The organism is Gracilibacillus orientalis (assembly GCF_900114645.1).
Taxonomy (GTDB): Bacteria; Bacillota; Bacilli; order Bacillales; family Amphibacillaceae; genus Gracilibacillus; species Gracilibacillus orientalis.
Map to the genome: position 1 here is coordinate 96,196 of NZ_FOTR01000007.1, position 22,372 is coordinate 118,567.

General features: G+C 35.9%; 25 protein-coding genes and 1 pseudogene. 7 read left to right on the top strand and 19 right to left on the bottom strand.

Going from position 1 to position 22,372, the window contains the following annotated elements; translation table 11 throughout:
• Nucleotides 1-22: 22 nt before the first annotated feature.
• From BM121_RS13530 to BM121_RS13540, 3 genes are all read right to left on the bottom strand, one after another.
• A complete protein-coding gene (locus BM121_RS13530) occupies nt 23-322 on the bottom strand; it encodes a TIGR04104 family putative zinc finger protein (RefSeq protein ID WP_091484181.1) in 300 nt (99 codons plus the stop codon).
• A 57-nt stretch (nt 323-379) separates the two neighbouring features.
• On the bottom strand, nt 380-829 hold the full coding sequence (locus tag BM121_RS13535) for a GNAT family N-acetyltransferase (RefSeq protein WP_175495438.1): 450 nt from the start codon (nt 827-829) through the stop codon (nt 380-382).
• A 110-nt stretch (nt 830-939) separates the two neighbouring features.
• The gene (locus BM121_RS13540) at nt 940-1,389 is read right to left on the bottom strand and encodes a hypothetical protein (protein ID WP_091484183.1); all 450 of its coding nucleotides are present in this window, start codon (nt 1,387-1,389) and stop codon (nt 940-942) included.
• Nucleotides 1,390-1,544: 155 nt separating this feature from the next.
• Between BM121_RS13540 and BM121_RS13545 the strand changes: the two genes are divergently transcribed.
• Nucleotides 1,545-2,609, top strand: coding sequence for a C45 family autoproteolytic acyltransferase/hydrolase (locus BM121_RS13545; protein WP_091484184.1), 1,065 nt, complete (start codon nt 1,545-1,547; stop codon nt 2,607-2,609).
• A 73-nt stretch (nt 2,610-2,682) separates the two neighbouring features.
• Here BM121_RS13545 and BM121_RS13550 read toward each other — a convergent pair whose 3' ends face one another.
• Both BM121_RS13550 and BM121_RS13555 read right to left on the bottom strand, forming a co-directional pair.
• Nucleotides 2,683-3,048, bottom strand: coding sequence for a VOC family protein (locus tag BM121_RS13550; RefSeq protein WP_091484185.1), 366 nt, complete (start codon nt 3,046-3,048; stop codon nt 2,683-2,685).
• Nucleotides 3,049-3,524: 476 nt separating this feature from the next.
• On the bottom strand, nt 3,525-3,764 hold the full coding sequence (locus BM121_RS13555; protein WP_091484186.1) for a hypothetical protein: 240 nt from the start codon (nt 3,762-3,764) through the stop codon (nt 3,525-3,527).
• A 1,112-nt stretch (nt 3,765-4,876) separates the two neighbouring features.
• On the opposite strand from BM121_RS13555, the gene BM121_RS13560 reads away from it, so the two are divergent.
• From BM121_RS13560 to BM121_RS22125, 4 genes are all read left to right on the top strand, one after another.
• A complete protein-coding gene (locus BM121_RS13560; protein WP_091484187.1) occupies nt 4,877-5,191 on the top strand; it encodes an ArsR/SmtB family transcription factor in 315 nt (104 codons plus the stop codon).
• A gap of 81 nt (nt 5,192-5,272) precedes the next feature.
• Nucleotides 5,273-5,701, top strand: a complete 429-nt coding sequence (locus BM121_RS13565; RefSeq protein WP_091484188.1) for a DMT family transporter — start codon at nt 5,273-5,275, stop codon at nt 5,699-5,701.
• A gap of 10 nt (nt 5,702-5,711) precedes the next feature.
• Nucleotides 5,712-6,179 (top strand): DMT family transporter, encoded by a 468-nt coding sequence (locus tag BM121_RS13570; protein ID WP_091484189.1) that lies wholly within the window; start codon nt 5,712-5,714, stop codon nt 6,177-6,179.
• 196 nt (nt 6,180-6,375) lie between these two features.
• Entirely contained in the window at nt 6,376-6,513 is a 138-nt protein-coding gene (locus tag BM121_RS22125; protein ID WP_175495433.1) for a hypothetical protein, read from the top strand.
• Between the two features lie 182 nt (nt 6,514-6,695).
• On the opposite strand, the gene BM121_RS13580 is transcribed toward BM121_RS22125, so the two are convergent.
• From BM121_RS13580 to BM121_RS13610, 7 genes and pseudogenes are all read right to left on the bottom strand, one after another.
• Nucleotides 6,696-7,019 (bottom strand): hypothetical protein, encoded by a 324-nt coding sequence (locus tag BM121_RS13580; protein WP_217649321.1) that lies wholly within the window; start codon nt 7,017-7,019, stop codon nt 6,696-6,698.
• 178 nt (nt 7,020-7,197) lie between these two features.
• A complete protein-coding gene (locus tag BM121_RS13585) occupies nt 7,198-7,464 on the bottom strand; it encodes a hypothetical protein (protein WP_139220272.1) in 267 nt (88 codons plus the stop codon).
• Nucleotides 7,465-7,719: 255 nt separating this feature from the next.
• Nucleotides 7,720-7,809, bottom strand: a pseudogene (locus BM121_RS21830) (hypothetical protein); the annotation flags it as partial.
• 642 nt (nt 7,810-8,451) lie between these two features.
• A complete protein-coding gene (locus BM121_RS13595) occupies nt 8,452-8,676 on the bottom strand; it encodes a helix-turn-helix domain-containing protein (RefSeq protein ID WP_091484192.1) in 225 nt (74 codons plus the stop codon).
• A 297-nt stretch (nt 8,677-8,973) separates the two neighbouring features.
• A complete protein-coding gene (gene sdhB / locus BM121_RS13600; RefSeq protein WP_091484193.1) occupies nt 8,974-9,735 on the bottom strand; it encodes a succinate dehydrogenase iron-sulfur subunit in 762 nt (253 codons plus the stop codon).
• Between the two features lie 16 nt (nt 9,736-9,751).
• Nucleotides 9,752-11,503 carry a succinate dehydrogenase flavoprotein subunit gene (sdhA, locus tag BM121_RS13605; RefSeq protein ID WP_091484194.1) on the bottom strand — a complete coding sequence of 584 codons (1,752 nt, stop codon included), beginning with the start codon at nt 11,501-11,503 and terminating at the stop codon, nt 9,752-9,754.
• A 33-nt stretch (nt 11,504-11,536) separates the two neighbouring features.
• Nucleotides 11,537-12,145: a succinate dehydrogenase cytochrome b558 subunit gene (locus tag BM121_RS13610; protein ID WP_091484195.1), complete on the bottom strand. Its 609-nt coding sequence runs from the start codon at nt 12,143-12,145 to the stop codon at nt 11,537-11,539.
• Between the two features lie 339 nt (nt 12,146-12,484).
• Here BM121_RS13610 and BM121_RS13615 point away from each other — a divergent pair, with 339 nt between their 5' ends.
• Nucleotides 12,485-12,910, top strand: coding sequence for a DUF2507 domain-containing protein (locus BM121_RS13615; protein WP_091484196.1), 426 nt, complete (start codon nt 12,485-12,487; stop codon nt 12,908-12,910).
• A 75-nt stretch (nt 12,911-12,985) separates the two neighbouring features.
• Here BM121_RS13615 and uvrC read toward each other — a convergent pair whose 3' ends face one another.
• The 7 genes from uvrC to zapA all read right to left on the bottom strand — a co-directional run bounded on the left by uvrC (nt 12,986) and on the right by zapA (nt 20,818).
• Nucleotides 12,986-14,764, bottom strand: coding sequence for an excinuclease ABC subunit UvrC (uvrC, locus tag BM121_RS13620; RefSeq protein WP_091484197.1), 1,779 nt, complete (start codon nt 14,762-14,764; stop codon nt 12,986-12,988).
• Between the two features lie 145 nt (nt 14,765-14,909).
• Entirely contained in the window at nt 14,910-15,224 is a 315-nt protein-coding gene (trxA, locus tag BM121_RS13625) for a thioredoxin (RefSeq protein ID WP_091484198.1), read from the bottom strand.
• A 197-nt stretch (nt 15,225-15,421) separates the two neighbouring features.
• Nucleotides 15,422-15,829: a DUF350 domain-containing protein gene (locus BM121_RS13630; protein WP_091484199.1), complete on the bottom strand. Its 408-nt coding sequence runs from the start codon at nt 15,827-15,829 to the stop codon at nt 15,422-15,424.
• A gap of 14 nt (nt 15,830-15,843) precedes the next feature.
• A complete protein-coding gene (locus BM121_RS13635) occupies nt 15,844-18,195 on the bottom strand; it encodes an endonuclease MutS2 (protein WP_091484200.1) in 2,352 nt (783 codons plus the stop codon).
• An 18-nt stretch (nt 18,196-18,213) separates the two neighbouring features.
• Nucleotides 18,214-19,926 (bottom strand): DNA polymerase/3'-5' exonuclease PolX, encoded by a 1,713-nt coding sequence (gene polX, locus BM121_RS13640; protein ID WP_091484201.1) that lies wholly within the window; start codon nt 19,924-19,926, stop codon nt 18,214-18,216.
• 72 nt (nt 19,927-19,998) lie between these two features.
• Nucleotides 19,999-20,550 carry a CvpA family protein gene (locus tag BM121_RS13645; RefSeq protein ID WP_091484202.1) on the bottom strand — a complete coding sequence of 184 codons (552 nt, stop codon included), beginning with the start codon at nt 20,548-20,550 and terminating at the stop codon, nt 19,999-20,001.
• Between the two features lie 7 nt (nt 20,551-20,557).
• Nucleotides 20,558-20,818, bottom strand: coding sequence for a cell division protein ZapA (zapA, locus tag BM121_RS13650; protein WP_091484203.1), 261 nt, complete (start codon nt 20,816-20,818; stop codon nt 20,558-20,560).
• Nucleotides 20,819-21,061: 243 nt separating this feature from the next.
• Here zapA and rnhC point away from each other — a divergent pair, with 243 nt between their 5' ends.
• Nucleotides 21,062-22,000: a ribonuclease HIII gene (gene rnhC, locus BM121_RS13655; protein ID WP_091484204.1), complete on the top strand. Its 939-nt coding sequence runs from the start codon at nt 21,062-21,064 to the stop codon at nt 21,998-22,000.
• The last annotated feature ends 372 nt before the right edge of the window (nt 22,001-22,372 follow it).

The window sequence follows — 22,372 nt, forward strand, 5'->3', positions numbered from 1 at the left end:
AGCTTGTATTTATTTCTTTTTATTAGAACATAAACTCCTCTTTATTTGATAACTCAACTAAGGTTGGATAAATAGCGGCCATCACCGTTAATGTTAATACTAGTGAAAAGACGGATATCATAATGGATACATCGACTACTGTCGGTAGTAAGATCACCAGGGCCGCAGGAAAATTTAGTATACTTGTTTTTCTTTTGGCCATTTTCGTCAAGAATTGTCTTGTATCGCAATATGGACAAGTCATGGCTGAATCAAGTGTGAATAACCTTTTAAATGTTTGTTTGTAAGACCATTCATTATGGCAATGCTGGCAAGTTGGCATTATATCCCCTCCATACTATTCCAGTTAATAACATCATTGGTATATTGATAAACCCCGTTAAAGCTTTAACTTTAATCCTTCATGTGTTGCTTGAAAGCCAAGTTTTTCATAAAATCGCAAAGCATCTTTTCTAGTTTTGTCTGTTGTCAACTGAACTAGGTGACAATTTCGAGTTTTAGCACGTTCAATCGCCCATGTTATCATATTTGTTCCAACGCCCTTACCTCTTACATACTCACTAGTTCGCACTCCTTCAATCGTTGCTCTCCACCCACCCTGATGTGTTATGTAAGGAGTAAATGTGATTTGGAGTACACCGATAATTTGATTTTCCCAAACAGCTACAATTAATTCATTATTTGGATCTGATCTTATCGCTTCAAACGCTTTTAAATATTGATCCGGTAGTGGATGTATATAATTTTCACGCGTTTTGCCTAACGGGTCATTTGCTAACATCTTTACAACTTCATCTACATCTGTTTCTTCTGCTTCTCTGAACAGCATATTGTTATCCAATGAAAGCCAACTCCTTATATTCAATTATTTTTTATTTCTAGATCAAATTGTTAAGTAATGTGATGCGATTTTGTGTACTAGATAGGGAATTTTAAGTGTTACGTAAAAATAACCTTTTCACCAAAAGTTGTTTTTAGTTCGTTTTTGAGTACCATTGTATCCTCTTCCGTTAACCATTCTTTACGTATCTGTTCTTCCTTACCATTTTCCATTACCAATAAAATGATATCATTCATCTCAACTACACGTTTTATATGAGTGTGTTCGATTCGATTTTTGGACACTAAATTTGGTCGATACATCGATATATAGTCCTCTTCCAATTTTAAATAAACTTTATTTGGCAAACTAAAATAATACATCACTCTAGTAATACCAAATACAACCAGTAACACCTGTAATAGGATTGCGACAATTAACTGGATGGAGTAAAATTCAAACATGTTGTAAAATGTAATAATTCCTATAATAACAATAGCTATCACATCTAATAACCAATTGATGGTGTATTTTTTCCAATTAACGTCGGGATTAAATTTAAATACCAAATGATCACTCCTAGAATGACTGCATTTTAATTTAATTTGTTAGAACAGTCTTTTCTCCATTATTATACAGTTCTTCTATATTTTCAATGCTGTAGAATTAGATTATAATAGACGTTACTGATTGAAATTTTTCATACTTATTGAGGTGCAGCAGAATGAAGCAGATTTATACCAATGTAATTCAATTTCGCGGATCACATTATGATTTAGGCTATATGCAAGGACAACATTTAAAAGACTCTTTTCTTGTCCAAAATAGAAACAAGCAATGGAAGGTTCGTATACCTCATTTTCGCATTGACGTGGAAGAAACTAAAGCACTATTTAAGCAATTAGGCTCTTCAATCTGGGACGAAATGGAAGGGTTAAGAGATGCACTGGACTGGCCAATGGAACGAGTGTTATTAGAGTTCGGCGGCTACCGGTTGAAAATCCAGCGATCAGGTTGTTCCATTTTTGTTGGAAACGATTATATGATCCGTAATTATGATTATCATCCGAAAACATATGACGGACGTTATGTTATATATCAACCAACGGATCATGGTTATGCGACAATCGGTGTCAGCCAACGTGTTTCTGGAAGGTGTGACGGAATGAATGAAAAAGGACTCACTTTAGGATATACGTTTATTAACCGGAAACGCCCCGGGGATGGATTTGTTTGTCATATGGTTGGCAGACTTGTTCTCGAGTTATGTGCAAATATTTCAGAAGCAGTGAATCTATTAAGTAATCTGCCTCATCGTGGTTCGTTTAGTTATGTATTGTTTGATACCGAAAGTAATGAAGCATCCATTGTGGAAACTTCACCACGAGGTGTAGAAGTACGTCAAGGAAATACCTGTACCAATCACTTTGAGATGATGAAAAAAGAAAACCGACATTTCTTAGATGATTCAAACAAAAGGTTAACTGTGATGGATGGCAAACAAGATTATCATTTAACCGGGAAAGAAGCATTCCGAATGTTGAATGATTCTGATCAAGATCTGTTTTCGAATCAATATCGTAATTGGGCCGGTACGATACATACTTCCGCTTACTTTCCAAAGTCACTAGCATCATGGCTTTCATTAGGTGGTGACCAGGAACCAGCTGAATTTGATTTTGCTAACTGGTTAACAGGTACCAACTTTTCCATGGAGCGAATAGAGGGTGAAGTGGATACAGATATTCCGTTTCTACATATGGAAAAAGCGGATTGGTTTAAGAACTAGAAATGGTGAAAGCCAGTTATTCCTTAACAAGAATAACTGGCTTTGGTAGTTTATAAACATTTATACTGTGAATTCAGCCTTTTTCCATTACTGCAAAATAGTTATCCTCATCATCCGCAAAGTTAAAAACGCTACCATTCGGCATATCTACAAGTTCCCCTACAGTAACTCCTTTACTTTTCAATTCTTCATATAATGCATTAAGATTTTCAGAAAAGAACATTAAAGATGGTGTATCTAGATTCATTTCAGCAATTAATTTCTTGTCATGAATCACAATACTTGTTTCTGAATCCTTTGACGGAGCCACCTCAATCCATTTCATTCCTTGCCCATCTTCGTTTGCAATGACAGTAAATCCTAGCCTTTCTGTCCAAAAAGTTACTGCTTCTTCCTGATTATTGACATACAACATTACTTGGCCAAGTGCTTTAATCAACTTGTTCACTCCTCATATTTTATTTTAATAATATTAAATAGAAAAGACATTATTAATTACCTTCTCTATTTTTAAAAATGGTAATTTGTTGAAACTAATAAAATGATGAATCGTCTAATTAATCAAGGAGGTTTTTATAGTGAAGAATATTATTCTAGTGATTGTATCCTTCGTTCTTATGTCAGGACTTATCGTTTGTTCTCATCATAATATGATTGTGTATGCTGATATAGAGAACTTAGAATATATTGGTAATGGACTTGTAGATTGATATTCAGCAAATTCAATTCCAAAAATCACTTAATACCGTAACTGGCCTTAGTAATCTACTTCTCTATCATAAGTTGTTTGCAAGGTAGATGTTTTGAATCATTATGGCCCTAAAAAATAATAGCCAACAGCCATAAAACTCATTATTCCATTCAATATAATTAAATAACCATTTTCAGTTAGTGTGATAATTTTTGATAGAAGTATTATTTCATATGTACTTTTTTATGTTTTTTCTCTAACACGAATTTAGCGATTAATTCACTTGCAAAAAACACTGCCAATCCTGATAGCAGTAAATCAATTGATTTCATATCGATAGCTTTATCAAATAGATCATCAAGAAGGCTATCCAACAAGAGAAATACCGACCAATAGACAAATATACAATAATAAGCAATATTAACACTTCTATTGTCTTTACTTTTACTAGGTTTAAAAAACATGATTATTGCTCCTTAACCACTCATTTCTATAAAATGGAAATTAATATACACTAATTGTAAGCTATAGACAACTATTCTTCAAGAAGTTTCGAACAAAGGCCTTTCCTTCTTTTCCACCATCCATTGTACGTTGGGTTAATGGTACCGTATATCCTTTCTACAACTAATTCAAACTTCCATAAATCTAGCTTGTACCTCTCTTCTGGATTTTCGATAAATATTTTATTAATACTGCATTAAAATAAGCAACATCTACTCTTAAAGTAGATTTGATTATTCAATTGCTAAAATGGTTATATTTGTTATAATTGAATTTAATAATTACCATTTTATTCAAAAAGTAAAGGAGGGTTACCATTGCGAGCCACAATTAAATCAATAGTAGAGTTTCTTTTGGTATTTCTTTTTTCAACCGGGATTGGAGCTTTTATTCAAATAAGTTCTATTGCTCTAAAAATCAATTCTACGTTCACCAACATTTTATTATTCGGTTGCACTTTTATTATTTGGTATCTTTTTATTCCGTGTAATGAAAAGACATTATTTAAAAAAATCGATTTTAATGTTAGCAACTGCTATACTATTATTTTTGTCAAGCATCATCCCGGATCAAACACCTACACTACTTCATACAACAAAATATGCTTATACATTTGGCTTTCCATTTCCATTTGTAACCATTTACAGCGAAACTAGTTCTGGCTTCATTTTACAGCATTTATCTGTAAACAATTCTTATTCAGTTAACATAGTCTCTTTGATTGCAAATATTATTTTAATCTATCTAGTCATGACATTTTTTAGGAATATTTTTAATAAATCACAAATATCAACCACTATTTCTCATATGCATTCCTAACCAACAGAAACACCAGTTATACTGTTTTCCGTTGGTTATTCAAGTGGTAACTGAAGTTCTACGTTATATATTATATCTTCGTTTGATAGGATATGCCCGGCCTATCATGAACCACATTCTATGTAAGCAACTTAGGTGCATTTCAGCCGACTTCACTCATTTAAAAATTGTATTAGCACTAAAGAATTATAATTTTATCTTGTTATTGTGTTCATAATTTGACATATCTAGAAAATTAGATATAATATGATTTATGGAACCTATCGATGTATTTAAAGCTCTATCTAACGAAATTCGGCTTAACATCTTACAGTGGTTAAAAGAACCAGAGAAGCACTTCCCTAAACAAGGCGCTCACTTGCCAAAGGAGGTTAGTTATAAAGGCGGAGTATGTGTTGGGGACATACAAGAAAAAGCCAAAACTTCTCAATCGACGGTATCTCACTACTTAAATATGATGCAGCAAGCAGGTTTACTCGAATCTGTCCGTTATGGAAAGTGGACTTATTATAGAAGAAATGAGGAAACCATTCGTCAGTTTGCTGAGTATTTTAGAACGGAGATCTAAATAGATTTTCGTTATTTTTTCAATATAAACATCGATAATTCTAGATATATGAATATAAAAGTTATTAGGGGGATTTAAATAATGCGTTACATTGCATATATTTTTGCTTTATTAGGAGGAATAGCCCTCAGTTTTGAAGGAGCTATTTATGGTGAACTAGGTAAAACAATTGGTCAGCTCGAAACCAGTTTTTATAATTTTTTTGTGGGTGCAATTATTCTTGGACTATTATGGTTATTTTTTGGTAAAGGCAAGATTTCACATGCCGTTGAAGCACCCAAATGGACACTCCTTGGAGGTCCATTAGGAGTTGTATATTTAACAGCTATTGTAATTAGTGTTCCATTTGTTGGTGTTGGTGTAACAATGGTTGCTGTAATTATTGGTCAATTAATAATGAGTATGATCATAGAGCACTATGGTTGGCTGGGTAATATGAAAACGAGAATTAATAAAGAGAAGATATTTGCTGTTATTTCAATGATAATAGCGCTTATTTTAGTTAATTAGGAGGTACAATATGAGTATACTTATGATTCTATTCACTTTACTTGGTGGTATCACATTGAGTGCACAATCAGCTATTAATGGTACATTAAGTCGCAAGGCAGGAACTATTGAAACTACACTTTTAACTTTTGTCACAGGCACTATGTTTTTAGCTATAATTATCCTCTTCTTTGGTCAAGGAGATATATTTGCTATCTTCGAAGTACCTACTTGGCAATTAAGTGCGGTATTCTTAGGAGTACTTTTTTTACTTTTTAACGTATTTGCAGTTCCCAGAATTGGTGTTATTGCAACCAGTATTACTGTTATCATCGGACAATTATTCAGCGGAGTCGTAATTGATCATTTTGGTTGGTTTAATAGTTTAGTTATCCCTCTTGATATAAAACGTTGGTTTGCTTTGCTTTTTATGATCATCGCTCTTTATTTTATCTATAAAGGAAATAAACGCTCAAATGAAGAAGCAAATGCACAATAATTAACTAAATTAAAGTGCTCCAATCATAACTAACTGGATCACTTTTTAGTTGTATCCTTCAACAAACTTCCATCGTTACTTAAGTTGAAGCTATTAGATTATTTATATCTATAGAAAAAAGTCCGAATGGATTGATGGCACTTGGGAAGATGGCAAAGTTTCTAAAATTACCTTGAATAAAAATATGTTCATTCACATGGAAGACAAATCATATGAAGGAAAAGAAGTGTACTTGATTGATTATCCTACTAAAAACACAGCGATTCCAAATAATATGATTGTGTATGCTGATATAGAGAACTCAGAATATATTGGTAATGGACTTGTAGATTGATATTCAGCAAATTATTTCCAATAATCACTTAATACCGTAACTGGCCTTAGTAATCTACTTCTCTATCATAAGTTGTTTGCAAGGTAGATGATTTGAATCCACTATTTCTCATATGCATTCCTAACCAACAGAAAACCAGTTATACTGGTTTTCTGTTGGTTATTCAAGTGGTAACTGAAGTTCTACGTTATATCTTCTCTAAAATCCAAATATCGGCCTTCCACACCTAAATTGACCAATTTTTTATAATAACCAATTTTAAATAGTGTCTCTTCATCATTATTAAAATGCAAATCGTAATCAGGTAATTCAAAGTTCATATTAGCTGTTGAACCTGTTTTGGCATTATCTAGACTATTTACAAGTTCTTCTATAAACTCTTTATCATCAATCGTGGCAATTTGTTCATCACTATCCCTTTCATAAACTCCTATGTTCGTCACATCTTGATTTAGATTTAAATTATTGTTTTGGCATCCTAATAAAACGAAAGATACCAATAACAATACTGTTACTAATTTAATTTTAACACTGATATGCCCACTCCTTTACAAATATCAGACGGCAGAATTGACCAAGAAGTTTCAGAGTCTTCTTCAATAATTCTGCTAGTTATCAGAATAAGCATATATTTTATTGAAGAAACGCACCTTATTCTTGAACATTGGCTTTTGTACCATAAAGTTAGTTTCCATTCTTGATTGTTCGTGTTATACCCCAAAATATAAAGCGGTATACAGCTGCAACAAGAAAGAAAACCCAAATATATTCAAAAGTCGTGTAAGACGTATTACCGATTAAAAGAGAATTTAAAAAAACTAAGAATAGAGACAAATACTCCATTAAAGAATCTTTAAATTTAATTTTTTTATACAAATTTTTAGTTTTTATAAAATTAAAGACATCCTTTAATTCCTCACTACGATATCCCTTGACAAGTCCTAAACCCATTATATAGACTCCCAGAGCAGGTCCATAGTCTACATTCAAAACCCGTATTATTACACAGTATAATATAGTAAATAAAAGTAGATACATTTTACTTCCTCCTTTCTTTTTATTAACCATGCTAAACAATTCTTTTCAACAAACCTACTTCTTTACGATAAGTAGCCTTTATGAAATAGCAGTAGTCCATATTGGATTCTGTTTTTCCTTTCACCACAAAAAAACAGTTATTCCTTTTGTAGAATAACTAGTTTTCATCTAAAGCTCTAATTCGCCCATTCGCAATAACTCCATTACAGCTTGCGAGCGCCTCTTTTCAACCAACTTCTGCATTGCGTTTGAGATATGTAGTGATTGCGAACCCAAATATTTATGTTTTAAGTTTTTAAAATGAATTTACATAGTAACCAATTGCCATAAAAATAAAAAAGCTTAAACTCATAATCGTGTTCAGTATGATTAGAAGTATGTTTTTATTTAATACAGCAAAAACTATGCCTAATGGTCCTATTATATAAACTAGCATCCAAATTGGACTACTAATCTGAAATACAATATTAGGTATCCATAAAAGTAAACAAATGATAAAGCATATCCAAGATGCAGTTTTGTAATCTTTTAGTTTTCTCAAGTTGTCACCGCTTTCGTATATTGGTTATTATTCCATAGCATCAGATTGGCCATCTTATTAAGTTTCATCAACATTAAATTTTATCCCTTCTTTATCTTGCGAGATATATTCTTGTACTTCAACTAAGTGTTGGCTATATATTACTATATTCTACATTAGTTGTAAATAAAAGGTATATTCTTTATTTTTCATTATAAAAAGCGTAAAAAATAAAGTGAGACTATGATAAGTGGGGGTCTTACAGACGGTTAGCACCGTGATATTTAAATGGTTTCAATTTTTAAATTAGCAACTGTTAATTGTAACTTTATAAAAACAGAAAAACCAGTTATTCTTTTTGTAGAATAACTGGTTTTCATCTAAAGCTCTAACTCGCCCATTCGCAATAACTCCACTACAGCTTGCGAGCGCCCCTTTACACCCAACTTCTGCATTGCGTTTGAGATATGATTCCTCACCGTTTTTTGCGAAATAAATAAGTCCTGGGCGATTTCCTTTGTTGTTTTATCCTGCACTAGTAGCTCAAATACTTCTCTTTCCCTTTTCGTTAGTAATTGCTTCGGTTTGTAGTCATTATCTTTCAAATGTGAACCCCTCCTTGCTAACTTTAGGGCGTTGAAAATAAGAGGGTAATTACTTAGTCAATCTTATAATATGTTAACCACAGTGAAGGTGTGCTCTACAAACGTCTAAATGACTACAAGTTTTTGATGTTAGGCATTAATGTACATAATTATCTCATCATTTTACAAATGATCTACATGTTTCTTATATATGTCACTGTTCAATTATGCTCCTTTATTTTTTTGATTCACGATCAATTTCCGCTCTAAAACAAACAAAAACCCTGTTCCAAATTGGAGCAGGGTTTTTGAACCATATTAATATGCGTGATCGCTTCCGAAGAAGTTTTTGAATGATTGGATATTCGTATCACGGTTTAATGCTGCGATCGAAGTTGTTAAAGGAATACCTTTAGGACAAACTTGCACGCAGTTTTGTGAGTTACCACATCCAGAGATTCCACCGTCGTCCATTAATGCTTCTAGACGTTCGCTTTTGTTCATCTCACCTGTTGGATGGGAGTTGAATAAGCGAACTTGTGATAATGCTGCAGGTCCAATGAAATCGGTACTGCTGTTCACATTTGGACATGCTTCCAGGCAAACACCACATGTCATACATTTTGATAATTCGTATGCCCATTGTCGTTTTTTCTCCGGCATTCTAGGGCCAGGACCAATATCGTGTGTACCATCGATTGGAACCCATGCTTTTACCTTTTTCAAGGAGTCAAACATGCGACTACGATCTACAACTAAGTCACGGACAACTGGAAATGTTGCCATCGGTGCAACACGAATTGGTTGTTCCAGTTTATCTACAAGTGTAGAACAAGCTTGACGTGGTTCCCCATTAATGACCATCGAACAAGCTCCACAAACTTCTTCTAAGCAGTTAGATTCCCATTGAATTGGAGCAACAGATTCTCCTTTTGCATTAACTGGATTTTTTTGTGTTTCCATCAATGCGGAGATGATATTCATATTCTTACGGTAACTTACCTTAAAAGTCTCCTCATACTCAGGGGACTCCGGGCTATCTTGACGAGTCACAATCAGTGTTAATTTCTCCTCTGCCATTTCTCGCTACCCCCTTTTATTTTTTCTTACTGTAATCACGTTTTCTCGGTTCGATTAGTGATACATCTACATCTTCATATTCGAATTTCGGTGCTTTAGTTGCTTCGTCAAAAGATGCTTTGGTTGTTTTAAGCCATTCTTCATCATTACGATCAGGGAATTCCGGTTTGAAATGTGCACCACGGCTTTCATTACGGTTGTAAGCTCCTTGCGTAATAACGCGTGCTAAATGAAGCATGTTTTTCAATTGACGAGTAAACATAACACCAGAGTTATTCCAGCGTGATGTATCATCCATATTGATGTTATCCCAACGTTCTATCAATTCCTGGATTTTTTCATCTGTTTTTAATAATTTTTCGTTGTCTCGTACAACGGTTACGTTATCTGTCATCCATTCACCAAGCTCTTTATGGATTTGATACGCATTCTCATCACCACGCATATTTAATAACGATTCAAATTTTTCCTCTTCTTCTTTTAATCGGTTATCAAATACAGTGGAAGGTACGTCTTCAACTGTTTTTTCCAGACCATCCATATATTTAATCGCATTAGGTCCGGCTACCATACCACCATAGATGGATGATAGTAACGAGTTAGCTCCTAGACGGTTTGCTCCGTGTTGAGTGTAATCACACTCACCAGCAGCGAAAATACCAGGAATATTTGTCATTTGGTCAAAATCAACCCACAGACCACCCATTGAATAGTGTACTGCCGGGAAGATTTTCATTGGTACTTTACGAGGGTCTTCCCCAACAAACTTCTCGTAAATTTCAATGATACCGCCAAGCTTAACATCTAACTCTTTTGGATCTTTGTGTGAAAGGTCAAGATACACCATGTTTTCACCATTGATACCTAATTTTTGGTTTACACACACATCAAAAATTTCACGTGTTGCAATATCACGAGGTACTAGGTTACCGTATGCAGGATATTTCTCTTCTAGGAAATACCATGGCTCCCCGTCTTTATATGTCCAGAGACGACCACCTTCACCACGCGCAGACTCACTCATTAGACGAAGTTTATCGTCCCCTGGAATCGCAGTTGGATGAATTTGAATGAACTCACCATTTGAATAAACTGCTCCTTGTAAATAAAGTGCAGCAGCTGCAGAACCAGTATTGATAACAGAGTTAGTCGATTTACCAAAGATAATACCAGGTCCACCTGAAGCGAAAATAGTAGCATCTGCTTTAAATGCTTTTAGTTCATGAGACTTAATGTTTTGACCAATAATACCTCGTCCAACACCTTCATCATCAATGATGGCTGAAATGAATTCCCAGCTTTCATATTTTGTTACTAAACCTTGCACTTCAAAGCGACGAACCTGCTCGTCTAAAGCATATAATAATTGTTGCCCTGTTGTCGCACCGGCGTATGCTGTACGGTGATGCTGTGTACCACCGAAACGACGGAAGTCAAGTAAACCTTCTGGTGTACGGTTAAACATAACTCCCATACGATCCAGCATATGTATAATTCCAGGTGCAGCATCACACATTGCTTTTACTGGTGGCTGATTGGCTAAGAAGTCACCACCGTAAACTGTATCATCTAAGTGTTCCCAAGGAGAGTCACCTTCCCCTTTTGTATTTACTGCACCGTTAATTCCACCTTGTGCACAAACAGAGTGAGACCTTTTTACAGGTACAATTGATAATAGATCAACGTGTACGCCTGCTTCTGCTGCTTTAATTGTGGCCATTAAACCTGCTAGACCACCACCAACAATAACAATATTGCGATCACTCATTTTTACTCACTCCCTTTACTCCCTACTACTTAATTAAACAAACGCGAACAATGCGCGGATACCGATATATGTTACTGCTAAGAAAACTAAAAGTGTTGCATATGTAGCAATTTTTTGTGAGCGTGGTGTAACGGTAACACCCCAGCTTACTAAAAAGCTCCACAAACCATTTGCGAAGTGGAATGTAGTTGAAACCACACCAATCACATAGAACCAGAACATGACTGGATTAGCCAAAATATTTTCCATTAATCCGTAATTCAATTCCTCTGTTCCCATTCCAATTTGAACACGTGTCTCCCATACGTGCCACACAATAAATACAAGTGTAATAATACCTGTGATTCGTTGCAGATAGAACAACCAGTTACGGAAGAAGCCATAACGACTTACATTATTTTTTGCAACAAACACGATATACACACCTAATACTGCGTGGAATATAATAGGAAGAAAAATGATTAAGATTTCAAGCATGAGCCGGAATGGTAAATCATGCATGAATTGTGCTGCTCTGTTAAAGCTTTCAGGACCATAAACTGCAAAATGGTTTACAACCAAGTGCTGAATTAAAAAGATCCCGATTGGCACAACGCCTAATAGTGAATGTAACCTGCGATAAAAAAATTCCCTATTCTCCACCTTTTGTGTACCCCCCTCTTGTTCAACTTAAATTCAACATACGACTCTTTTTTCATTAAAAACTTTAAAGCGCTTTACATCCCGTTGTAAGAATTCTTTTTTCGTTTCATCCCTCTAACGGGACTTCCCATCCAAAGATTTTCGTATATTGTTACCACAACTATTGTACTTCTATCAGGAAAAAGCGTCAAGAAAACGAATTCTTTTTCTTCAATATTTGTCGATATATATTAGAAAATAGAGAAAGTTACTTTCTAATGATTGCAGAAAACGTTAAAAAAGGTGATAATAGTTAGTAAAGAGTTAGGTTCTGATTGAGGTAAGAGAGGGGACAATCAAGTGACAAACAAAAAAACAAACATCGCGACAGTACTTGCCAACCTTCAAACAACCAGCAGTGGCTATGATTTAATTCGTTATGTGGGATTACCAGATATGCTGGGGCAAGAATCCGATCTTATTTTATATGTTATGGGGAAAAACTTGGCCAGACAAGCGGAATGTGCAACAACAGAAGAAGTAAAGGAATTTTTTCAGCATGTTGGATGGGGAGAGTTGTGGTTAACACAAGAAAAACGACGTGGTTTTATTTATGAACTAGGCGGCAATCTAATTAAAGCACGATTGCAAACGTTAAAAGAAATTGACTTTCAACTAGAAGCAGGATTTCTAGCGGAAACAATGTATCATATAAGCAATAAAAGTTGTGAATGTGTAGCAGAAGTCAATAAAGATCACGTTATTTTACACGTTCTACATAATTAAAGCCCCTTATTCCTCATGGTCGGCTAAATGTTGGCCACGTCTTGTGGCCAACACCGACATTTTCGAAAAGGGACTTTATTCTTCTTCTTGAAGATGATGTAATATATTCTCTGCAACGGGCTTCGGGATCCCTAATTTTACAATGGAGTCAACCGATGCCTGTTCTATTTCCTTTACAGATTTAAAATGAGTAAGTAATAATTTCTTCCTCTGAGCACCAACTCCATCAATATCATCTAATTTAGAACGGAAGGCACTTTTTCCTCTGAGCTGTCTGTGAAAAGTGATCGCAAATCGATGCACTTCATCTTGTATCCGTTGAATAAAATAAAATTCCTGCGACCGACGATCAAGCTCCACTATTACTGGGGGATCGCCATATAATAATTCACTCGTACGGTGTTTATCATCTTTTGCTAAACCGCATAAAGGAATATCTAATCCCAGCTCATTTTCCAATACATCAATAGCTGCTGACATTTGTCCTTTAGCACCATCGACAAGTATCAAGTCCGGCAGTGGTGCTCCTTCTTTTAATAGCCTTGTGTATCGCCTTCGTATCACCTCACGCATTGTCTCATAATCATCAGGACCATCCACATGTTTAATTTTATATTTACGATATTCTTTTTTTGCTGGCTTACCGTCAATAAAAACAACCATCGCTGATACTGGATCCGTCCCCTGAATATTAGAGTTATCAAAGGATTCAATACGATGTGGTGTCTCAATGTGCAGTTTTTCTCCCAGGCTTTCGACAGCACGAATGGTACGTTCTTCGTCTCGTTCAATCAAACTGAATTTTTCCTGTAGGGCAATTTCCGCATTTTTCTTTGCTAATTCTACTAATTCTTTTTTGCGACCTCGCATTGGAATATGAACATCAACTTCTAATAATTGCTTTAATAAATCGACATCTGTCGGAATTGGTACAAGAATTTGCTTCGGCTTTGGATGATGATGGTGCATGTAAAAACTTCCGATAAAACTTAGGAACGTTTCCTCTGGTTCATCGTAAAACGGAAATATCGAAATATCTCGTTCAATTAATTTTCCTTGGCGTATAAAGAATACCTGCACACACATCCAGCCTTTGTCATAGGTGAAATTAAACACATCACGGTCTACCTGGTCTTTCATGGTCATCTTTTGTTGTTCCATTACCGACTCAATATGCTGGATCAGATCACGAAATTCTTTGGCCCGCTCGAAATTTAAATCCTCAGAAGCTGTGAGCATTTTTTCTTTTAATTCTGTTTTTATATTTCCGTACCCACCATTTAAAAAGCTTGTGATTTCCTGAGTGATTTTGCGGTACTCTTCCTTGGATGGTGGAGTATCGGAGCATGCTAAGCATTGATCCATATGATAATACAAACAATGCCGCCCTTTTGGATTATTGCACTTTCGCAACGGGTATAACCGGTCTAATAACTTTTTAGTTTCCCTCGCCGCCAATACGTTAGGATAAGGTCCGAAGTATTTACCCTTGTCCTTTTTAACTTTTCTAGTAATAATTAAACGCGGATGACGTTCGTTTGTAATTTTTAAAAAAGGATAAGATTTATCATCTTTCAACAGTACATTATATCTCGGGTCATATTTTTTGATTAAGTTCATTTCAAGAATCAGTGCTTCTATTTCTGAACTTGTGACGATATATTCAAAATCTTTGATCTCACGAACGAGACGCTGTGTTTTTTGATCATTAGCCCCAATAAAATAAGAACGAACCCGGTTACGAAGGATTTTCGACTTCCCAACATAGATAACAGTTCCATGTTTATCCTTCATTAAATAACAGCCAGGTTGCGCCGGTAATACCGCCAATTTCTCCTTAATATGTTCTTTCACCACTTCACCCCCCTTATATTCGTGATGTTTATCTCTATTTGGGTTCTTCGATCTAAACATTATTATAGAATAAAAAAAGACTCTTTCCGTAAAGAATCCCTTATTATAGGGTAAGTTCTCTATAATAAGGGATTATCTCGTTTTATTATGCGTGTTTGTTGATTATTTCAACAAGTGCTTCTTTTGGTTGGTAACCAACAACTTGTTCTACTACTTCACCATCTTTGAAAAGTAGAAGTGTTGGAATACTCATAACACCGTATTTTCCAGCTGTTTCTTGGTTCTCATCAACATCAAGTTTTACAATTTTAACTGTGTCGCTCATTTCACCATCTATTTCTTCTAGGACTGGTGCAATCATTTTACATGGTCCACACCAAGTAGCCCAAAAATCAGCTATTACTAATCCCTCGCTAGTTTCATTACCAAAAGTGCTATCGCTAGCTGCTACAATTGCCATTAAGAATTCCTCCTTCATTATTCCGATTTCTTTACAAGTATAACATTGACAAAAAAATCATCCTAGTACTTTGCTTATAGTTATTATATGATTGCAAAAAAATACTATACAGTCATCACATAGTAGATTCCGATAGCTAAAAAGATGACTGCTATCACGATTAATACATAGGCTAAAGTTTTCACAATGCCACTCCTTTACTGGATGCTTGACCCGATAACATAGGATAATCCGACGGAAATAACCAGTGATATAAAACCAACAGCCCTATTATCATTGGCAATTTCCTGATCGATTTTATAGGTTGGTGTTAAAAATTCAAAGATAAAATATCCGAACAACAGTAACAGAAAGCCATATCCACCCCATGCAATGCTTTCTAAGATCGTATCATTGTGTTCTATAGAGTATCGGATGATATTAGCAATCCCAAATATTTTCCCGCCTGTTGCCATCGCAACGCTGAAATTGCCTTGTTGAATTTCTTCCCAATTTTTATAAGAAGTGACAAGCTCAAAAATAACCAGAAATAGTACTAAACATAAAATGGCAACACTATAACGAGCTGCGGTTTCAACAAATAAGTTTCCCCAAAAGTCAGACATGACATAGCCTCCTTTTATTTTAATTCCAGCATGGTGACACCAAGGCCACCTTCACCCATATTACCATCACGTGCACTCGTAATTTTAGAATGTTTTCGGGCAAAATCTTTAACCCCTTTTCTTAGTGCTCCGGTTCCTTTTCCATGGATGATTGATACTTTGTTATAACCTGCAAGCAGGGCATCGTCAATATATTTCTCCAGTTGTTGCACAGCATCTTCAAAACGTTCCCCGCGCAAATCTAACTCTGGTTTGACGAGATACCCGGAACCTCTGACCGTTGCTAATGGTCTTTCCATTTTTGGCTCTTCTCTTCTAATAAATAAAATATCTTTTCGTTTGGCTTTCATTTTCATTATACCAATCTGCACCTGAAATTCGTTTTTGCCTGTTTGTTCGATAATAGTTCCTTTTTGATCTAGTGTTAATAATCGGACCTCATCACCAGGCTTTAACGTTTTTGCTTTGTCATCATCAATGGTTGGTTCCTGTTTTTTGTCCTGCTTTTTCGTTAAATTAGGTCTGGCATCATTTAATAATTTCTTTGCTTCTATCCATTCATGCTCTTTTAATTCTGCCTCTGTTTGCATATTGCGTAGTTCCGCAACTATTATTTCTGCTTCTTCACGTGCTTTGGTAACTGCCTTTTCTGCTTTTTCTTCTGCTTTCTTGTATAAAGTTTCGCGATCTTTTTCAAATTGCTGCCACTGTTTTTCCAAGTCACGTTTTAACTGTTCTGCACCTTCTAAAATATCGTTAGCATCTTCATAATCGGTTTCTGCCTTTCGACGTGAATCTTCAAGAGAAGCGATCATATTTTCCACACTTTTCGAATCGGTACCGATATGACTTTTGGCATCCTCAATAATTGATTCATGTAAGCCTAGACGCTTGGAAATTTCAAATGCATTACTCCGTCCTGGCACACCGATTAACAATCGATATGTTGGCTTTAATGTTTGGATATCGAATTCAACTGACGCGTTAACCACGCCGTCACGGTTGTATCCATATGCTTTTAGTTCTGGATAGTGTGTTGTGGCAATAACTCGCGCCTTTTTACTCAGGACACGATCGAGAATAGACATCGCAAGTGCTGCCCCTTCTTGTGGATCTGTACCTGCACCAAGCTCATCGAATAAAAGCAATGATTTTTCATTAAAGTTATTAAGGATGTCTACTATGTTTGTCATATGAGAGGAAAAAGTACTTAAGCTTTGCTCAATCGACTGCTCATCCCCTATATCTGCGAAAACATCCGAGAATACTGCTAATTCACAACCGTCCAGTGCTGGGACCTGTAAGCCAGACTGTGCCATTAACGTACATAGGCCAACCATTTTTAATGTCACCGTTTTACCACCAGTGTTGGGACCTGTGATAACTATAGCAGTGAATGCTTCGCCTAATTCAACATCATTTGCCACGACTTCATCTGAAAGGATCAGCGGATGTCGTGCCTGCTTCATCTTAATCACACCACGATCATTCATCGTTGGTCTGCTTGCTTTCATTTGATGACTTAGTTTTGCTCTTGCAAAAATAAAATCTATCTCTTCCAGAGCTTCGACGTTTTGTAATAAAAACTCTTCATCAGCTGCTATTCGTTGCGATAAATCTTTTAATATCCGTTCGATTTCCCGCTTTTCTTCGACTCGAGCCTCTTGTAATTGATTATTTAATTCCACAACTGATTGTGGCTCCATAAACAATGTTTGAGCTGATGCCGATTGGTCATGGACGATACCGCCAATTGCAGAGCGATATTCTTGTTTCACTGGTATCACATAACGATCATTACGAATGGTAATAATCGCATCAGACAGCATTTTAGCTTTCGTTTTTGTAAGATTATCTAAACGGTCACGTACTTTATTTTCATTGGTACGTATTCTGGAACGCAATCCGCGTAGTTTATCGGAGGCTCCATCCATCATATGCCCATGATCATCAATACAGCTTTTGATCTCTCGTTCTAATTCATTCAATGGTACAATTTCATCCGCTAATTCCTGGATAATCGGTAATTCGATATCTTCCAATTTATCAATAAATAGTTTTAGCTGTTTCCCACCGTAAATTGTGCTTGCTACATCGAGACATTCATGCGTACTTAATATACCTCCGATAACAGCTCTTTTTACATGGGGTTTAATATCAAAAATCCCACCTAGCGGGACATTTCCTTTTAAGCGGATGACGTGATAAGCTTCGTCTGTTTCGTTTTGCCATTTCATGACTTGATCGAGATCCGTTGATGGCTTCAGCTTTCGTATTTTTTCAATCCCTAGGGAAGAAGCTGCTTTGTCGACTAGCTGTTCAATAATTTTATGATATTCTAAAACATTGAGAATTCGGTTATTCATAAACGGACCTCCTTCCATTTATTTCTCTAAAAATTGTTTCAACTGTTCTTTTGTCCACGTATTAACTACCGTTTGTTTTTTCAATTTACCTCGTCTTGCCGTGCCTACACCTGCAGTCATGTCTTCTAACATGGCATAGCTATGAGCATCGGTATTAATGGCTATATTCACGTCTTCTTGTTGTGCCAGTTCTACCCATTTTGCAGCTAAGTCAAGACGATTAGGATTAGCATTTAATTCTAAAATTGTATTAGTATCTTTTGCTTTTCCAATCAACCATTCTACATCAACAGGGTATCCGTCTCTTCGACCTAGAAGTCTGCCGGTTGGATGAGCAATCATATCAACATTCGGGTTTTCGAGCGCATTAAGTAAGCGATCATGAATCTTTTCCTGGGATTGCCCGAAACTGGAGTGAATGGATGCAATCACAAAATCAAGCTCTTGTAAGAAATCGTCATCAAAGTCTAAGCGCGCATCAGGTAAAATATCCATTTCAATCCCTGCAAATAGGTGAATGTCTGGATGTTTGGCCTGTACTTGCTCAATTTCTTTTCGTTGTAATCTTAAGCGGTCTTCATTTAAACCATTAGCTACTCGTAGATACTTGGAATGATCGGTAATCGCAATATATTCGTATCCCTTTTCTTTCGCACGAATCACCATCTCTTCCAATGATTGAGCACCATCACTCCAGGTGGTGTGCATATGTAAATCTCCACGTATAGCATCTTCATGCACTAAATCAATCTCCGTTTTTGCTAGTTCTATTTCATCTTTTCCTTCACGTATCTCTGGTGGAATATAATGAAGATCGAAACTTTCATAAAACGCTTCTTCTGTATCAAATGTTTCTACTTCTCCAGTTTCTACATCTTCTACACCATATTCACTAATTTTTTTACCTTGTGCTTTTGCAAGCTGTCGCATCTGGACATTGTGATCTTTGGAACCGGTGAAATGATGTAATGTAGTTGGAAATTCTTTATCTGTTACTAAGCGGAAGTCCACACTGATATCATAACGACCCTCTACGACGATAGATACTTTAGTATCTCCTGCCGCAATTGTATCGATACGGTCTTCAAATTGTAAGAGTTTGTCGCGCACCACTTCCGGTGCATCCGTTGCTATGATAAAGTCTAGATCTTTAACTGTCTCACGAAAACGCCGCATACTTCCTGCTATGGAAAATTGTTTGATCTCCTCAATCGTATGAAGAAAAGCTTCAATTTTTTCTACAATAGGCACCACCATGGGCACAGGCAGACGTTCCGGTCGAGCTCCAGCACTGTTTAAAGTTTCTAATATTTTTTCTTCGGTCTTTTTACCAAAGCCTTTTAATACTTGTATTTTGCCTTTTTCACAAGCTTCTCTTAACGTTTTCTCATCAACGACTTGTAACTCGTGATAAAGTTTAGCTAATTTCTTCCCTCCAAGACCTTGAAGGTTTAATAATGGTATTAATCCTTTCGGCACTTCTGTTTCTAATTGCTTTAATGTGTCTGATTCACTATTTTCAACAAACTCGGTAATTACCGCTGCTGTTCCTTTGCCAACTCCTTGTAATTTCGTGAAGTCGTCTATTTCTGTTAAAGAACGGTCGTCTCGTTCCAGCGCTTGTGCTGCTTTACGGTAAGCAGAAATTTTGAATGGATTTTCGCCTTTTAATTCAAGATAAGTTGCTATTTTTTCTAATAGTTTGATGACATCTTTTTTATTAACAGACATCTTGTTTCCCTCACTTTTTAGTATTCTACATGTGAAATACCCTTGCTTACTCCAGTGGCAAGGGTATATGGATTAACCATTATTAAATGGATCATTCTCAAACCAATACGTCGTTAATTTTTCCGATAGTACAGGTGTATGTTCAATAATATAGGTGGCAATACTTGATCCATCAATATAATCCTGGACAAATGAGACAGGGGCAAGTGCTAATATATAAAGTACAACAAAAATAAGTAAATAAACTTCGATAAATCCAAATATAGCTCCAAGCCAGCTATTGACAACATTCAACAGTGGTAAATCTGCAACAAAATCAAGCATTGTTGCTACTATTTGTAATAATATTTTTGTTACAAAGAATAATGCACCAAACGCAATCGCATTATAATAGGCAGCTTCTAAAGGTAATGAATCTAAAAAGACAGCCCATGAAGAATCAGACATTAATTCAGGATATGGGATCCATAATTCTAGCTTTGAAGCAACATTATCATAATATGTCGCTGCTACAATAAAAGCAATGATAAATGCAGTTAGATGAAGTACTTGGAGAATAAAACCTCTTCTCAGTCCGACAAGTACTCCGATAATTAATAAAACAATCAGTATAAAGTTTACCATGACAAATTTATTCCTCTTTCTCTTCAAGTAATTTTTGCAATACCTCAAACTCTTCTTTCAGTTTAATATAGTCATTCATTGTATTTACAGCTGTCAGCACAGCCAAGTTAGTGGAATCTAATGATTTATTCACAGCATGAATTTCACGCATTTTATCATCTACTAAATTTGCTACAGCGCGCATATGTTCAGTTTTTTCATTTCCTACAATATTATATGTTCTTCCATATATATCAACGGAAGTCCGTGATTTTTCTGACTGGGACACCATGATTCCCCCTTCTAGACAAATAACCTTAAAATTAATATTAACATGAAGCATTCAATTAGAAAACTATTCTGATAAAACCTTTCTCTGTTATACTTATAGAAAAGTGGAAAGTGCCTGTTTAGATGCGTAGGATAGATCCCGAACAACAAAACAAAACTACGGAGATAAGGGAATTCCCTGTATTTTTACCGTAAATCTTCATCCACTTTATACCCTTACGTTTAGAAAGGACGAATACTGTTGTCAAATATTGTATTACAATTTCCGAAAAATGATTTATCCAAAGTTAAAGATTACTATAAAAAATATATTACCAAAGTTCCGGCGAATAGTCTTTTCTTAGCTAAAATCAATAATGTAACGATTACTGCCTATAAATCCGGAAAAGTTATGTTTCAAGGTGATCAAGCTCAACAAGAGGCGAAGAAATGGAATGCCCCAGCAACCGGAAGTTCTTCTACCAACCGCTCTAAAGCTTCCGTTAATGAGCATGATTATCAGCCACCTGAAACTCTTTTCTCGCATGCACATATTGGCACGGATGAAGCGGGAACAGGTGATTATTTTGGTCCGATCACCGTTAGTGCTGTTTATGTCCCGGAAGAAAAGATTGCGATGTTAAAAGCTATGGGCATTACCGATTCCAAAGCATTAACAGACGATAAAATTGCCCGGCTTGCCAAAGAAATTGTCCGAGAGAACATTCCTTACACTTTGTTGACGTTAGATAATACGAAATATAATAAATTGCAGAAAAAAGGGTGGAATCAAGGCAAAATGAAGGCCATGCTCCACCAACATGCCATCCAAAAATTAATGACAAAAATCGACCAAATTCCTACCCATGGTATCCTAATTGATCAATTTTGTCAGCCATCTTCATTCCTAAAGCATATTGGACAGGAAGGATTAAAATTAGAAAAAGATACCTTCTTTATGACAAAGGCTGAAAGCTATTCAACTTCCGTAGCAGCAGCATCTATCATTGCCCGTGCTAAATTTGTGAAAGAGATGGACAGGATCTCCAATCAATACGGCTTTACGATCCCGAAAGGAGCTTCAAACAAGGTCGATGAAGCTGCTTCCTATTTTATCAAAAAAAATGGTCAGGAAGCATTATCTCAAATTGCAAAAATACACTTTGCTAATACAGAAAAAGCTTTACGGTATGTAAAATAATTTCTATTCACAAAGATTATTCGAGTAGAGCTCTTTTTGCAATGCTCCCGTCGTTTAGAGAGCTTCTATTTGACGCGTGCTTCCCTTTTTACGATGCTCCCGTCGTTTAGAATGCTTCTATTTGACGCGTGCTTCCCTTTTTACGATGCTCCCGTCATTTAGAACACTTCTATTTGACGCGTGCTTCCCTTTTTATGATGCTCCCGTCGTTTAGAATGCTTCTATTCGACGCGTGCTTCCCTTTTTATGCTGCTCCCGTCGTTTAGAGTGCTTCTATTCGACGCGTGCTTCCCTTTTTATGCTGCTCCCGTCATTTAGAATGCTTCTATTTGATGCGTGCTTCCTTAAAAAGTAAGGCTGCAACTGATAAGC

Coding starts and splice junctions, on each gene's coding strand:
- polX (WP_091484201.1), bottom strand. CDS start 19,926: ATGTCTGTTAATAAAAAAGATGTCATCAAACTATTAGAAAAAATAGCA.
- sdhB (WP_091484193.1), bottom strand. CDS start 9,735: ATGGCAGAGGAGAAATTAACACTGATTGTGACTCGTCAAGATAGCCCG.
- BM121_RS13570 (WP_091484189.1), top strand. CDS start 5,712: ATGAGTATACTTATGATTCTATTCACTTTACTTGGTGGTATCACATTG.
- BM121_RS22125 (WP_175495433.1), top strand. CDS start 6,376: ATGGAAGACAAATCATATGAAGGAAAAGAAGTGTACTTGATTGATTAT.
- BM121_RS13565 (WP_091484188.1), top strand. CDS start 5,273: ATGCGTTACATTGCATATATTTTTGCTTTATTAGGAGGAATAGCCCTC.
- sdhA (WP_091484194.1), bottom strand. CDS start 11,503: ATGAGTGATCGCAATATTGTTATTGTTGGTGGTGGTCTAGCAGGTTTA.
- trxA (WP_091484198.1), bottom strand. CDS start 15,224: ATGGCAATTGTAGCAGCTAGCGATAGCACTTTTGGTAATGAAACTAGC.
- BM121_RS13585 (WP_139220272.1), bottom strand. CDS start 7,464: ATGGGTTTAGGACTTGTCAAGGGATATCGTAGTGAGGAATTAAAGGAT.
- BM121_RS13555 (WP_091484186.1), bottom strand. CDS start 3,764: ATGTTTTTTAAACCTAGTAAAAGTAAAGACAATAGAAGTGTTAATATT.
- BM121_RS13645 (WP_091484202.1), bottom strand. CDS start 20,550: ATGGTAAACTTTATACTGATTGTTTTATTAATTATCGGAGTACTTGTC.
- BM121_RS13530 (WP_091484181.1), bottom strand. CDS start 322: ATGCCAACTTGCCAGCATTGCCATAATGAATGGTCTTACAAACAAACA.
- BM121_RS13635 (WP_091484200.1), bottom strand. CDS start 18,195: ATGAATAACCGAATTCTCAATGTTTTAGAATATCATAAAATTATTGAA.
- BM121_RS13545 (WP_091484184.1), top strand. CDS start 1,545: ATGAAGCAGATTTATACCAATGTAATTCAATTTCGCGGATCACATTAT.
- BM121_RS13630 (WP_091484199.1), bottom strand. CDS start 15,829: ATGTCTGACTTTTGGGGAAACTTATTTGTTGAAACCGCAGCTCGTTAT.
- BM121_RS13560 (WP_091484187.1), top strand. CDS start 4,877: ATGGAACCTATCGATGTATTTAAAGCTCTATCTAACGAAATTCGGCTT.
- BM121_RS13535 (WP_175495438.1), bottom strand. CDS start 829: ATGCTGTTCAGAGAAGCAGAAGAAACAGATGTAGATGAAGTTGTAAAG.